Origin of the sequence: Flocculibacter collagenilyticus, assembly GCF_016469335.1 — a bacterium.
In the GTDB taxonomy this organism is placed as follows: Bacteria; Pseudomonadota; Gammaproteobacteria; order Enterobacterales; family Alteromonadaceae; genus Flocculibacter; species Flocculibacter collagenilyticus.
In genome coordinates, this window is record NZ_CP059888.1 from 2443069 (window position 1) to 2457547 (window position 14479).

The following is a 14479-nucleotide window of genomic DNA, read 5'->3' on the forward strand; positions in this document are numbered from 1 at the left end:
TATTAATGGTTATGCTTGTACATAGTATTACGAATTATGCGTATACAGGAAACTCGCTACATAATGCTTTTACTTTTTCACGAGTTGCTTCAACCACTGACTCATCATCAGGGTGGTTAACCAAGCCATCAATTACATCGCAAATAAACCCTGCAACCATACCAGCTTGTTCTTCTTTGAAGCCACGACGTGTAATTGCAGGTGTGCCTAGTCTTAATCCAGACGTAACAAATGGCGAGCGTGGGTCATTCGGTACCGAGTTTTTATTCACTGTGATATACGCACGGCCAAGAGCAGCGTCAGCATCTTTACCAGTAATATCTTTATCAATTAAGTCAACTAAGAATAAGTGGTTATCAGTACCATTAGATACAATTTTATATCCACGTTCTTGCATAACACTTACCATTGCTTTAGCGTTTTTCAATACTTGTGCTTGGTAGTCTTTAAATTCTGGCTGCAATGCTTCTTTAAACGCAACAGCTTTAGCAGCAATTACATGGCATAACGGGCCGCCTTGTCCACCTGGGAATACCGCGCTGTTTAATTTTTTGTAGATATCTTCATCATCACAAGCCGAAACAATTAAGCCGCCACGCGGGCCAGCTAAAGTCTTATGAGTAGTTGTAGTTACAACATGAGCATGTGGTAAAGGGTTAGGATAAAGACCAGCAGCAACTAAACCAGCAACATGAGCCATATCAACTAATAAGTATGCCTCTACTTTGTCTGCTATTTCACGGAATTTCTTCCAATCTACAATACCTGAATATGCAGAAAAACCCGCAATAATCATTTTAGGTTTATGTTCAAGTGCTAAACGCTCTACTTCAGCGTAATCAATTTCGCCTGTCTCTTCGCTTAGACCATATTGGATAGCGTTATACAGCTTACCTGAAAAGTTTACATGCGAACCATGTGTTAAATGACCTCCATGCGCCAAGCTCATTCCAAGTACCGTATCACCCGCGTTTAATAACGCTTGAAATACCGCTGAATTCGCTTGTGAACCAGCATGTGGTTGCACATTTGCGTAAGTCGCACCAAATAATTCTTTTGCACGCGCAATCGCTAAGTCTTCAGCAATATCTACATGCTCACACCCGCCATAGTAACGTTTATGCGGATAACCTTCAGCGTACTTGTTTGTTAACTGTGAGCCCTGTGCTTGCAATACCCTAGGACTAGTGTAGTTCTCCGATGCAATTAGCTCGATATGCTCTTCTTGACGAGTAACCTCATCTTCCATCGCTTGCCATAATTCAGGATCAAAATCTGCAATATTCATGTCACGAGTTAACATATACGTTCCTCTGTTTGGAATTAACAAAAATGTATTTGAATGCGTTGGCGGGCATTTTACGCACTATTAATGAAGTTGCCTATAGCAAAGAAAAAATATTCTACAACAAAGTGATATTCATCAATGAAAATAAAAAATCAATCACAATAGCAGTGTAGCGGAGAAAGCCTTATACATGGGTTAAGCGTCGGTTGGTTAAACGTAGGTCGGTTAAGCGAAGCGCCACCCGACAAATTAATCCGACGTACGGCCGTCAGCGAAAAATACACAAAAGTGTTCATAGTTTTCAAATAGCTTATAGATGGTGTGGACTCCCTTATTCGCTTCAGTCAAATCAGCATGAAATACACATGAAAACTGATCAAACAAAAGTACATCTGTGTTATTAAATGTTGACAAATCAAGCTGGACAGCATCTCTATTGTTAAAAGGCCTTTCAACATATACAACTAATAGTGAATATCGCTTTAACGCTTCCTCTATAGCACCTTCACATATCCGCCTATTTAAACCATTTACGTCCTCCAAAGAAAACAACATATCACCATAAGGTTCGAAAAAACTTATGCTATCCATTCTTTTTTACCCTTCTGAAACTCATTAATAGCGTTCAACTCTTACGTTTGGTGTGCTTATTATGCTGTATATCTGATTAAGGATATAAAGAACACTCATACAGTAGCAATAACAACACAAAATTAATGCGGTTTTTCCTACTCAGGGCGATTAACAATAATTATGCTGTAGAGATGTACTTAGATAAGTTTAAGATAATGTTATTTTGTATGCCCGTTTTACATAAAAACGCAGTATTGTAGACTGCACGCTTTTACGCAATCATTTAGTTTATCTAAACCCAAATGGTTCAGTGGCTTGTCGCCTTGATGTATTTTTCAATTGCTATAATTTCAATTGCTCTGGGTGCAGTTTCCCGAAACCTTTGCTAGTAAGTTAAGGCCACCCTAGCTTATTGAAAAGCTAAAATAATTCAACATCTTGACCTGCATCGCTTGAACCTGATGTGCTTGGTTTTGCTATTTTTTCTCGCTCTTCTATTTGAAGGCTTTCAGCTGCCAGTTGTAATTTGTCGCGTAGGTCATAAAACACTTTGCTGTCTTCATCATTATCGGTGAGGGACTTTTCTAACAGGTCATTGAAAAATGCTTCTTGAACTTCCGTTAACTCTAATTGGTGAAACGATAAGCTAACTTCGCTCACTATTTTATTTAGCATTTCTCTTTTCGATTCTTGCATGTAGGCAACTTTAACTTTTACATCATCAATAAGTTCAACTATCGATGCTTGCGCTGCTTTAATTCGCCTTTCGTTAATTAGCCCAACAAACCTCGCTTCCAGTGCTTCTATTAACACCGCTATGATGTCGATAAATATGCCGTAGTCCGCATGTTCCTCTGGCATCATGTTTTTAATAAGTAACGACACATGCTTGTCGTTTACCATCATTCGATTACCAAATTTAAACAGTCTGCCTTTAGATGCGGTTAACTCAAAGACCTGTTGTTCTATAGGACTACAATACGTATTTTTAGAGTCGAAATACACTTGCTGGTCGCCCGAGTTGAACATGATGGCGCTTGCTAGCCCACTACTTTTTAAATATTGGAATACTAGCCTGCCTAACTCCGCTTCATCGTCAGACAAGTTCATTGATTTTACTAAATTAAGGGCAGCGCCATAATTGGCTGCTTGTTTGAATGAGGTGTCAACTAGAGAGGTGAGCTCGTCTTCGCTGCTTTTTAATTTCCAAACTAACGATTGATGAACAGAGAGCACTTCAATCTTTTTCACAAATTTTGCTAAATCGAAGGGTTTTGCAATAAAGTCATCTGCCCCAACCTCAAAACATTTTAAAATGGTTTCTTCGTTATCGTCAGCGGAAATAAAGATGATAGCAGGTGGATGTGTCTCGCTTTCATTTTCTTTTAACTTTACGCACACCTCTTTACCATTCATACCACCGTCTAAATTTATGTCTAGCAATATAACTAATGGGTTTAGCGTATTAACCATTTCAAGTGCTTTTTCGCCTGTCTCCGCTTCGTGAATTGTAAACTGACCACTTAACGAGATACTGATAAGCTCTCTAATTGTTTTATCATCATCAACTACAAGTACGTCACTCTTAGGCTTATTCATGCACACTCCCTACTGTTTATTACTTAAACTGGCTGTACCCAATTATTTCTTCCGCACTCTGTAATCATAGCCCATCAATTTGAAAGCGCATGTATGGATGCTAATTATTTCAAACGAACCAGTTACTTGAGTCTTTTGCTTGGTTTTAAATGTTATCAACCTTTATTTTAGGCTGGTAATAACAAACGTCTATATTCGACGATCCCGGATAGACATAAAATTCATGCTTTAAGGATTTTGCGTCTTGAAGCCGCTGCTGGAATGGCGTTGCAGCTACATTTTGTACTGCCAGTGTTAATTGCTGTGTATTAGGCAGCTCATCACCTAATTTAGCCCATTTAATTTTCGTTTGTTTTGCTTTGTCACTAATAACCCCACCTTGTGACACCACACTCGTTAAAGAGGCGCGTTTAATTTTTTGAACATGCTCCATGCCATAAACTACACGTCCAAAAATGCTCATATTTCTATCTAGGTGGCGTGGTGCTTGGCCAATAACTATATAAAAGTCAGACGTTGCGCTATTCGGAGCTGTGCCTCTTGCCATGGCTAGCGCCCCCGGGCAGTGAATTAACCATTCTTCTTTCGTTTCATTATCTTTGCCTGCCGCAAACGCATTAATGAACCCTGCTTCATCAGCAAAAAATGCGGGGGATTGCACTGAAATAAAGTCTGACTTGGTTGGAATAGTACGAGTAAACTCTGGCGGCAATGTAGGCACATCCGATTTTTCTTCGGCTTTACCCGCTTGAGCTACAAATCCATCAATTACACGATAGAACGAGCTATTATCGTAAAATCTACTTTTAACTAAACTGGAAAACTGCGCAACGTGTTTTGGCGCAACACTTTGGCTTAAATGAATAACAACCAAGCCTGTATCTAATTGCATATAGACTAGTTCTGACTGAGGCAGGCTCGTCCAGTCTGACTGCTTTGCTTGAGCCGCTGCGGCTTGAATCATTGGCATACTGAGCACTAACACCAACCAAAAAATTTTCACATATATTTCCTTCTTTCATACTTATTATTTTGGATAACCGATATGGAAGCTATTATTTAATTTATACTTTACCTAAGTTAACCAGTTAAGGGTTGTGGTTTATTATGATTGAATTGTATTATTTTCCCACCCCAAATGGGCATAAAATAACCATCATGTTAGAAGAGTGTGGGCTTGCCTATAAAATCATACCTATCAATATATTAGAGGGTGATCAGTTTAATGAACATTTTCTAAAAATATCACCTAATAATAAAATTCCTGCCATTGTAGATTTAGATTCAGCGTATGCCAGCCATCCAATTAATATTTTTGAATCTGCTGCCATCCTAATGTATTTAGGGGTGAAAACAGGTAATTTCTTTCCTTCTGAGCCGCTTAAACGTATTCAAGTAACTGAATGGCTAATGTGGCAAATGGGCGGTTTTGGGCCAATGCTAGGACAAAACCATCACTTTGTTGAATATGCCACGGAAGATATTCCCTACGCAAAACATCGGTATATTGAAGAAGCTAAACGTTTGTATCGTGTGTTAGATAACAGGCTAAAAGGGCGAGACTATTTGTGCGATGAATATTCTATCGCAGATATGGCGGCATTTCCGTGGGCGTTGAATTGGGAAGGACAGCAAATAAACATCAATAATTACCCTCATGTACAGCAATGGATTGACTCTATAAGCACTAGAGCTGCTGTAAAGCGCGCGCTTGCCATTGAAGATCAGTTTGAGAAAGTAGACGCAATGACCGACAAACAAAAAAGTATTTTATTTAAAACCCCAAACCAGTCCAATTAGTGATACCTAAAGTAGCAGAACTGTAGACACCATATTTGCACTATAATTAATACTAATGTTCACGTAGTCGAATGCCGTGGAAAATGTATCATGAAAGCGAATAACGACGAACCTACTAAAAAAACGGCAAGTGAAGATGTACCCCTAAAGACCCCTCCCAAGCAAAATAGACGAAAAGACGATCACCCCAATAGCCAAGGCAGTATTGAACAAAATGAAGAAAAAGAAAGGGTTGCTCATCTTGAAGAAGTGATAGAACGACTTAAGTCAGACATTGAAGAGTCGTACTATCGCGTTCCTAAGCAAGAGTTTGAAAATATTACTGTAAAAAAAATATCTAGCGATGTATCACATGAATTAAATCAAAAATTACAATCATTACGTAATTGGGTGGCAGTCATTATATTAATTCTATCTTTTATGGGGATTACCCAATTTACCAATGTCACTCAAAATATTCACGACCAAACCACTCGAACTATTGATGAAAAATTTATAAAACTAAATGAAACCATGGATTCAAACTTTGAAAAAGAATTAGCAAAGTTTGAAGCGAACTTTAATCGAATTGCGCAAGAAGCCGCTCAGCAAGAAACCAAAAAACAAATTCAAACCATACGAGATGACATTCGCCTTGCGCAGCTTACAGCCTTTCAAACTAAGCTGGATGATATAAAAAAAGAATTACGACAAGACAGAAATTATAAAAGTGCATTAATTAAATTAAATTTGATACTACCCAAGGCACTCGCTTTAGGTGACAAGTCGTTAAGCCAAGCATACTTGGATGAACTATTTGGTTTAAATTTTGACCTGTTTAAATATGAAGAATTAGATAAATTGCGTGTTCAATATGAACATGATTATGAGCTTTCGTACCTTACATGGACACACGTTGCCATTGCCGATATGTTTTTATATGAAGAGTTTTATTCAACTGCCTACAAACATAGAGCGATTGAAGCAATCGACCGTGCATTAGATTTGTTCCCCAGCTATGGCGTACCTTCTATTGTTCATGTCATGCTTTTAATGATTGATCTGGAAAGAGAAGGCGGTGAATTAGCGCCAAACTTAACTAGTCAAATAAATAGAATCTTAAAGCGCCTTAGCTCAGGCTCCAGAACTGACTCCGCATATGAAGCTTATAACTATTTACAAAAACTAAAAAACGACAAAACTATGTCTATTTTTTACATGGCTTTGTATAAAAAATTCCCTAATGATATGAGTATATTAAAAGAGCGCTATCAAGCGCATGTCGATGCGCGTGCAGCAGCTAGCTTACCTAACTAACTAACTGACTAAATAACTAACTAGATGTGCCATCCACAATGCTATCCCTAAAAGAGAAACAGGTATAAATTACATTTATTTTCACTATATTAACCTTTTAGTAACTACGGGCATCTATACATCTTTCTTTACGAAACAATGTTGTATAGATTTTACTCAGCAGTATTGAGGACATTGGTTTAGATACACAGAATATCTTGCCAAAACACGGATGGTACTAGGAGGGTGTTAAACAGCTTCAGGCCGCTGATTACTGCAGTCCCAATCATGACCTGCTTAAAAAAATAATAAAATTAGCATGATAAAAATAACAAAAATTGCAGTAGCCACCATGTTCGCATCAGTAGGATTAGCTTCTATTGGTATTTCAAATCAAGCTCACGCAGGCAGCGTAAATGACTTTAAAAACAGTTGGGAAGGCAAAGCATTAGCCTTACAACGTTTAGTCGATCTTGATGCCCCTATCGCCGACAATAATATTCCAGGCACCCATAACAGTTATAACTCAGAAGTGTATCGGAGTTGTAATTTCTCTGTGGGTTGCCGCTATCTTGATCCTCAACAAAAGTACAGCATTCATGACCAATTGAGGCTTGGCGCACGCTTTATAGAAATTGACGTGCATTGGACAACAAAAATGGAAAGTCTTTTTTCATACCCTAAGCGTTTACTAATGTGCCACGGTGTGTGCAGCATTAATGACAAGTATTTTACTGAAGGTTTGAACGAAGTACGAGACTGGTTAAATAGCAGCGACAGCGAAAACCAAGTACTTATTTTATATGTAGAAGATCATATGAGCGGACGCCATGACAAAGCCTATGATCAAATTAATGACAAAATTGGCCAGTGGATATACAGAAGTAACGGCTGTGGCGCAATTCCTTCAACCTTAACAAAAGCACAAGTACTTGCCCAAGGGAAAAAAGTTATTCTGTGGGGTGACGGTGGCTGTGTTAATAATACCAACTGGAAAACGACCGCATTTACAGGTTTAGGCGAGATTGGCCGAATCTGGGAAGACAGAACAACAGTAGGCGGTATTGCTGATGTATTTACTGGTGGTAGCGCCGACCTAATCAATGCAAGTGATGTAACTCGCTTTTTTAAAGAAGGCGCAAACATTGTAAACCTTGACGATATGTCTCCTAACGACGGTCGCTTAGCCGCAGGTATCTGGAGCTGGGATAATCAAGAGCCTAATAACGCTGGCGATCAAGATTGTGCCGTTCAATGGGGCAATGGCCGTTGGGACGACCAGCAGTGCGGCTACACCTATCTACATGCGTGTGAAAACGCATCTTCTGGAGCTTGGTCAATATCACCTCAAACGGGCACTTGGAATGAAGGAGAACAAATGTGCCAAATGCTAGGTAACAACTGGCACTTTAGTGTTCCTACTAATAGTCGTGACAACCAGTCTCTTAAAGCGGAAAAAGATGCAGCTGGGCATAGTACTGTGTGGTTAAACCATACTGATCAACAACAAGAAGGAACTTGGCACTAATCGATAATCTTGAATCGAATTAGTTATTAGGGCTGAGTTTTATCAGCCCTAATTGTATTGGCAGTAAGCCACACAAACTAGGTATGATCTAATTCAATGTCAATTGAATAATGTCACCCTTGCTAGGCTGACGTTGTACGTAAAGAATATAATCGCCGTTGGCCTTATTATTTTCCATCTTCACGTCATACTGATGAACAAAGTTAGGCGTGTGCTTAAGCACTTGATCTTCCTGCTTATTAATTAAATTGTAGCGCCAAATACCTTGTTCAGGTTTGTAGTAAAAAACATCATTCTCAATGATGCGCCAATTTAACCAGTTAACGATATCAAAGTCTTCAATCAGCATTTCTTCTTCTTTTTCACCAAGGGGTTTAATATAGAGCCCGGGCTGATTAAATTTACTGAACACTAATTTATCGTTAAATATCCGTCCACTGTAGCCGCCACGTTGGGTAAGTTGAGTATGCTGCGAATTTGCTAAGTCTAATGACCAGAGTTGCCACTGCCCACTTTTAGTACTGCTATAAATAATGTGTTGCTTGTCTTCAATCTGATCAGTAAAGTTTGCTACATAAGCCTGCGCACTGTTATCTGCTATTTCCTTTAAGGTTTCAGTTTGGGTGTCTATCAAATACATTGCACCGTCATTGGCCAATAATAGCGTGGTATTATCTGACGACCACTCATATCGAACAAAGTGCAATTCAAATGGCCATGTAATAGTTAAAGGTTCAGCTTGATTATTGTGCTCAATCCAAATTTGCAACTCGCCATTGCGGTTAGATAAAAACGCTTTCTTTGTTCCGTCAGGGCTAACTCTTGGCATGAGTTCAAGTTGCGAGCTTCGCTGCCATACATGAGAGATATCTTCACTAAATTTCTGCGTAAGAATATGACTATTTGTATGAATATTGCTAAACCATAAATGCAGTTTGTCTACGCCATTTTTAACTACAGAGAAAGACTGAATTGCCTCCCCTACAAATAAAAAGTCGCTTAGTTGATGTTTGTTAATGTCGTAGCTCAGAAGTTTTTCGCCTTCACTCATTAATATTTGCTCACCATTGGGGTGCCATTGCACGTGTGAAGGTTTATGCGGCAGTAATTGCTGGTGAATAGCACTAAGCGTATTTAAATCTATTAAGTTAAGTTCTACTTCCTTTGCGTCTATATATCTTACAAACGCTAATGTTTCATTATTGGGGTGAATAGCAAATGCATAATCTCCCTGTGTATTGGTATTGTCGTTAGGTAATGTAAGTTGCCGAGTTTGTTTGGTTTCAAGGTGATAGCTGAAAATAGCATAAGGCTTTGTTTTATTTTGCCGTTGCCTGTATATCAGCAATGGCTGAGTAGGATGCCATTGAAAAGTAGTTACGTTATCCATTGGGCAATCAAATAAGGTTTGTCGAGCATTAGAGATCAAGTCTAGCAATATTACACGACAAGTATCATTAGTGACTTTTTTGAAAACGACTTGCTCACCATTTGGACTAATTTTACCGCTTGTTGCTGATTCATTTTCATGAGTAATCGCTTCACTGTTTGAACTACCCGCATTAAATAACCAAAGCTGAGCATATCCTGTTATTTCGTCATACCTTTCAAACAGCAACTTATCGGCATTTGTAGTAGTACTAATATTATATTCAATGTCGCTGAAGCTAACGCGAGTGCGCTTATCAATAGACTCCGTTTTTTGCGGTTGCTCCATGGTCAATAGTGAAAATAGCGCCAACAGCACGGCCATCATTAAAATACTTAATAAAGTAATACGTGCGGCTTTACTTACAACAAATTGCTTATTCGTTATTTGAGTACAAATTTCCAATTCAGGTACTTGTGCCGCTTTTTGTTGTGCTGCTTCTGAACAGGGCTGCTCGTTATTATTAGCTAATTTGTGTGAAGTACCCTCACCCGCAGTGGCTTTATTCTGTTCTGCTGAAGTAAAAGTGACTGAAGCGTTAAGCTGGTATCCAACTCTTTGCCGAGTCTCAATAAACTGTTTTTCTTGATTAAAAAAACCTAAATGCCGCCGTAACAATAATACAGCTCGATTTATTGCACTATCAGATACAACTCGCCCATGCCAAACTCGTTCAATAAGTTGGTCTCGGGTAACTAAGTTGCCTTCTGCACTTAGCAGTACGTCGAGTAACGCTTTTACTTTTGGCTCAAGTACGCGGGTTTCATTTCCCCGCTTCAGCATTAAATTATCTGAATCAAACTCAATATCATCGATTAAACACTTATTTACAACCACACTACTCACAAATCAACCTATTGTTTTTATTATGTATTTTAATAAGTAATAAATAAATCATGTATACATCATGATTAGAACACATAACAGACTTCGCTTCTAAAAATGTTTGTTATTTACTAGAAAAAAAAGGAGGCGCTATGCTTAATCTACCAATCTGTAAAATAACAAACTTAGTCAAAAAAATTGCAGCAATATCTAGTGTACTGTTGATAACTGCCTGTAATCAATCATCGTCTAACAATAATGTTAGTAACGAAACTCATGAATTAACATTAGGAGATAGAAGTTATATTTTAAGTTTGCCCAATAATTACTCACCCACTAATCAATACAAATTACTTTTTGCTTTTCATGGCTCTGGCGGTAATGGCGGCGAAATGCAAAATATGAGTCGTTTTGAACAGCTATCTAGCGAGTACATTGTTGCTTACCCAAATGCAAAAGAAACTGAATGGAACGAAGGGTGTAACTGCAATAAACCTCATCGATTAGGTGTTGATGACTTAGCCTTTGTTGATGACTTAATCGACAACATTAGTCATGAATACTCAATAAAAGAAGGTGAAATTTACGCTGCTGGATTTTCACAAGGTGGCTTATTTATTCAAAACTTACTATGTAATCGCAGTCATAAGTTTAAGGCTTTAGCTTCTGTAGGTTCACCCATGTCAGTGCAACTATCAGAGTCATGCAATATTGAACAGCCAACATCCTATATGATGGTGCACGCAAAACAAGATAATGTGTTGCCCTACCAAGGCTTAGCGCACCCAAATTTTGGACTAATTTCATCACCTGATGCAATTAATTTATTAGCGCAAAAAAATGGTTCTCTAGCCAATCCATTAGAAAAAAACATAAACCAAGGTACAAGCCTAACAGCATACTGGAGCGGGAATGTAAAAACTAATCTGTATTCTATTCTGCATGGTGATCATCGGTGGCAGTTTTCAGTATTTGACACATCAAATGAGATCTTATCCTTTTTTGAATCAGCCGAACAACCTGCGCTACCTGAGCACTCTGAGCTAATAAAAGTAGGTGAAAATACATTACATATCAGAACCATGGGCGACAGTTCTGAAAAACCAACTATTGTTTTACTGTCTGGCCCCAACAAGAACTATCACAGTGACAGTGCGTGGTTTTCATTACTACAGCCAATATTAGCTGAAGACTACAAAGTTATTGCGATTGACCGCCCAGGAAATGCGTGGAGCACTTTTAACGAATCAACCTCATATACACACTTCACCGACGTGCTGCATCAAACGCTCACACAGTTGAATGAGAATAATGTGATATTAGTCGCATTTTCCAGTGCCAATATTACTGCAAGCCTGTTTGAACAAAAATACGGCCAAGATGATGCTATCAATCTAGCCGGTATGTTATGGATTGACCCTGACATCTTTCTTCCGCACTCCATCGCAATGTACCAAGATTTTCCAGTCACTTACTACCGAGAAATGCTTAACGACCTATTGCCATACTTAGCAGAAGGTGGATGGACTGAGCGCACACAAAATAAAATCATTGCCGAACGTACTGAAGTAGAAAGTTTGCTTGATGAAGGAAGCAGCGCATTAATGGACTGGTCATATTTTGATGCAGTATCGCAACAACGTATTTTGGTTGACCGACAACAAACCCGAGCATTAGAAATTGCCAACTATCATGATGACTTGAACCTAGTTGCCAATCTTCCACTTATTACCAGCATACCTGTGAGCGTTATTGACAGCGACTTTGAACAACAAAGCATTGATGATAATCCAGACTATGAAGAAGTTTTAACACAATGGATGGAAGAAGGTACGGAGTGGAGCAAACAAGTAGTGAATAGCGCTGGAGGCCAATATATTCCCATAGAGTCAGGCCATCACTTAGTGCCCTTACAGCACCCACAATTGATAAAGGATGCTATTGATTGGCTTTCTAGCTTAGAGTTAAGTAACAAATAAACAATACTAAACATATCAGCATTAACTAATCGCGTAACCTTATCGCCTTTTAATAAGACGGCAAGAGTTATCGTTAACTTGAAGTAAACAAAAACCAAACTACAATATTACTTCTTTTAAGCAACAGTTAAAGCATTAACTGTTGCTATTTCATTTAAGAGGTAAGAGAGGATGATGTTTAATAATAAAAAATATGTTGCTTTCGCTTATGCATGTTTATTGACAACAACTGCACATTCACAAACCATCGAGCTAAATAAAATAAATGTTAACTCTGACCCCCAAACCATTAGTGTTAGCTCTTTTACTAATCCCGTTATTATTGCTGGTGTTCCAACATATGCAGATGAAGATCCTGGAACAGTTTCAATTAACAAAATTGATAATACCTCATTTGAAATAAAATTTAAGGAATGGCCTTATTTAGACGGCGGGCACAGTTACGAAGATATTCCATATCTAGTTCTAGAAACTGGTCGTTATACTATGCCTGATGGAAGTATTTGGGAGGTGGGAACCATAAATCAAAACCAAGGGAGTTTAGACGTATACTTCAGCGAACCATTCACGAGCAAGCCAGCTATTTTTCTATCAAACCAGACGCAAAACAACAGTTTTGCTTATGCAACAAGAGCCTCCAGCGTAACACGTCACTCTTTTAGAACAACTATTTTCGGTGAAGAAACGAGTGACACTTACCTTCCGGAAATTATTGGTTATGTAGCTATTTATCAACCAGAAAGGGCTGGCTATATAGCTGACCATCTAGTTGGTAACATCTCTTATAGACTGAAATCAGAAATTATTAATAGCTCTGGCCTAGATACTACATTCGGCCACATAATCATGACTGAAGAAACATCATATGATAGTGAAACAAATCATATGCCAGAAGTACTTAACCTTTTAGAGGTTGAGAGTTTTGTCTTTGCACACGACATTACACACTATGATAGGGATCCCATGACCCTTAGATATACCTCATACTACGATAACTTCCCTATAGGCAACACTAATATTGCCTTAATAGGTACTAATAACTTAACTGCTTCAAACTATTCTGCAAGCCTTACTTATTCTTACGATAGCCCTGAAGCAGCTTTCGATGGTTATGTTTTCGGTGGCACTAAAGTTAACGAATATGCAGATACTATGCTAAATAGAGGAACATGGATTTCATATATTGATTATCAACCTTGGCTTCAAGTGGACTTTGAGAAGTTAGCTATCGTAACAGGCTTTAGCATCATAATGAGCTCTACATATCAAGCTAGATCACCTAAAGATGTTATAATTCAAACCTCTACAGATGGCTTCTATTTTACAAATCACGAAACATTATCTTTAACTAAAGGAGGTGGTCAATTTGAGTTGACAACGCCACTAATTACTAAACATATCAGATTAAAAGCTGTCACTGGTCACTCTACCAACCTCGTTCAAATTGATGAACTTGAATACTTTGGAAGCTATACTGAATATACAGGCCCAACTGTACCCGAGGTTGAATCTGGCACTTCATGTAAAGCATTATTAGATAATAACTCTAGCATTCCAAGCGGGATATATACACTTGACCCTGATGCTGCAGGACCTATTGAGGAATTCGAAGCATATTGCGATATGGAAAGTGATGGCGGCGGCTGGACACGCGTTGCCATATTTAATAATCGTAATGAACTAGGTTTATACACACCAACACCCGAACAAACTACTAGCGCTTTATCAAATGGATGGCATGTGTCTTTTGGTACTGTTACTGGAACAGAAATAAAAATTGGTGACATTCGACAAACTCTCCCTGTAGCCAACCAAACTTTAGCTTACAACTTAGAATCTTCTCCTGTTAATACAGTTATAGGAAATGGCCAACTTTACAAAGATACGATATATATAAACACAGAAGTAAGAAGTACTTGCGATGGAACCGATAGCTTAGAAGATCCTGGTCCTACAAGTTTACACAAAAACGACTTTGTGAAACTTGGCATTATGAAACATGACTCTACTTTAACAGGCAGTCTATGCTACGACTATTTTGCCTATGGTGATACTTGGGGGAGAGCTGATTCATTACTAAACTTTACTAATGGGGTAGACAATATGACAATTGGTGAATACAACAACTGGCAGAGTGTAATTTGGATCAGATAAAAGTCTAAATTAAATCATCTATAAAGGTA

Annotated in this window: 10 protein-coding genes; 5 read left to right on the forward strand and 5 right to left on the reverse strand. The window is 38.4% G+C overall.

The window, feature by feature from the left end:
- Nucleotides 1–34: 34 nt before the first annotated feature.
- From glyA to HUU81_RS10875, 4 genes are all read right to left on the reverse strand, one after another.
- Entirely contained in the window at nucleotides 35–1303 is a 1269-nt protein-coding gene (gene glyA / locus HUU81_RS10860) for a serine hydroxymethyltransferase (RefSeq protein ID WP_199608971.1), read from the reverse strand.
- Nucleotides 1304–1537: 234 nt separating this feature from the next.
- Nucleotides 1538–1879 (reverse strand): hypothetical protein, encoded by a 342-nt coding sequence (locus tag HUU81_RS10865; protein WP_199608972.1) that lies wholly within the window; start codon nucleotides 1877–1879, stop codon nucleotides 1538–1540.
- A gap of 402 nt (nucleotides 1880–2281) precedes the next feature.
- Nucleotides 2282–3460: a response regulator gene (locus HUU81_RS10870; protein ID WP_199608973.1), complete on the reverse strand. Its 1179-nt coding sequence runs from the start codon at nucleotides 3458–3460 to the stop codon at nucleotides 2282–2284.
- A 145-nt stretch (nucleotides 3461–3605) separates the two neighbouring features.
- Nucleotides 3606–4463 carry a peptidylprolyl isomerase gene (locus tag HUU81_RS10875; RefSeq protein WP_199608974.1) on the reverse strand — a complete coding sequence of 286 codons (858 nt, stop codon included), beginning with the start codon at nucleotides 4461–4463 and terminating at the stop codon, nucleotides 3606–3608.
- Nucleotides 4464–4567: 104 nt separating this feature from the next.
- On the opposite strand from HUU81_RS10875, the gene HUU81_RS10880 reads away from it, so the two are divergent.
- The 3 genes from HUU81_RS10880 (at nucleotide 4568) to HUU81_RS10890 (ending at nucleotide 8063) form a co-directional block, all read left to right on the forward strand.
- The gene (locus HUU81_RS10880) at nucleotides 4568–5260 is read left to right on the forward strand and encodes a glutathione binding-like protein (protein ID WP_199608975.1); all 693 of its coding nucleotides are present in this window, start codon (nucleotides 4568–4570) and stop codon (nucleotides 5258–5260) included.
- 90 nt (nucleotides 5261–5350) lie between these two features.
- A complete protein-coding gene (locus HUU81_RS10885; RefSeq protein WP_199608976.1) occupies nucleotides 5351–6556 on the forward strand; it encodes a hypothetical protein in 1206 nt (401 codons plus the stop codon).
- 298 nt (nucleotides 6557–6854) lie between these two features.
- Complete coding sequence (locus tag HUU81_RS10890) at nucleotides 6855–8063, forward strand: phosphatidylinositol-specific phospholipase C domain-containing protein (protein WP_199608977.1); 1209 nt, start codon at nucleotides 6855–6857, stop codon at nucleotides 8061–8063.
- Between the two features lie 88 nt (nucleotides 8064–8151).
- On the opposite strand, the gene HUU81_RS10895 is transcribed toward HUU81_RS10890, so the two are convergent.
- Nucleotides 8152–10338: a winged helix-turn-helix domain-containing protein gene (locus tag HUU81_RS10895; RefSeq protein WP_199608978.1), complete on the reverse strand. Its 2187-nt coding sequence runs from the start codon at nucleotides 10336–10338 to the stop codon at nucleotides 8152–8154.
- Between the two features lie 131 nt (nucleotides 10339–10469).
- Between HUU81_RS10895 and HUU81_RS10900 the strand changes: the two genes are divergently transcribed.
- Together HUU81_RS10900 and HUU81_RS10905 are read left to right on the forward strand one after the other, a co-directional pair.
- The gene (locus HUU81_RS10900) at nucleotides 10470–12296 is read left to right on the forward strand and encodes an alpha/beta hydrolase (protein WP_199608979.1); all 1827 of its coding nucleotides are present in this window, start codon (nucleotides 10470–10472) and stop codon (nucleotides 12294–12296) included.
- A 171-nt stretch (nucleotides 12297–12467) separates the two neighbouring features.
- Nucleotides 12468–14450: a fibrinogen-like YCDxxxxGGGW domain-containing protein gene (locus tag HUU81_RS10905; protein WP_199608980.1), complete on the forward strand. Its 1983-nt coding sequence runs from the start codon at nucleotides 12468–12470 to the stop codon at nucleotides 14448–14450.
- Nucleotides 14451–14479 lie beyond the last annotated feature (29 nt).

Coding starts and splice junctions, on each gene's coding strand:
- glyA (WP_199608971.1), bottom strand. CDS start 1,303: ATGTTAACTCGTGACATGAATATTGCAGATTTTGATCCTGAATTATGG.
- HUU81_RS10890 (WP_199608977.1), top strand. CDS start 6,855: ATGATAAAAATAACAAAAATTGCAGTAGCCACCATGTTCGCATCAGTA.
- HUU81_RS10900 (WP_199608979.1), top strand. CDS start 10,470: ATGCTTAATCTACCAATCTGTAAAATAACAAACTTAGTCAAAAAAATT.
- HUU81_RS10885 (WP_199608976.1), top strand. CDS start 5,351: ATGAAAGCGAATAACGACGAACCTACTAAAAAAACGGCAAGTGAAGAT.
- HUU81_RS10865 (WP_199608972.1), bottom strand. CDS start 1,879: ATGGATAGCATAAGTTTTTTCGAACCTTATGGTGATATGTTGTTTTCT.
- HUU81_RS10870 (WP_199608973.1), bottom strand. CDS start 3,460: ATGAATAAGCCTAAGAGTGACGTACTTGTAGTTGATGATGATAAAACA.
- HUU81_RS10880 (WP_199608975.1), top strand. CDS start 4,568: ATGATTGAATTGTATTATTTTCCCACCCCAAATGGGCATAAAATAACC.
- HUU81_RS10905 (WP_199608980.1), top strand. CDS start 12,468: ATGATGTTTAATAATAAAAAATATGTTGCTTTCGCTTATGCATGTTTA.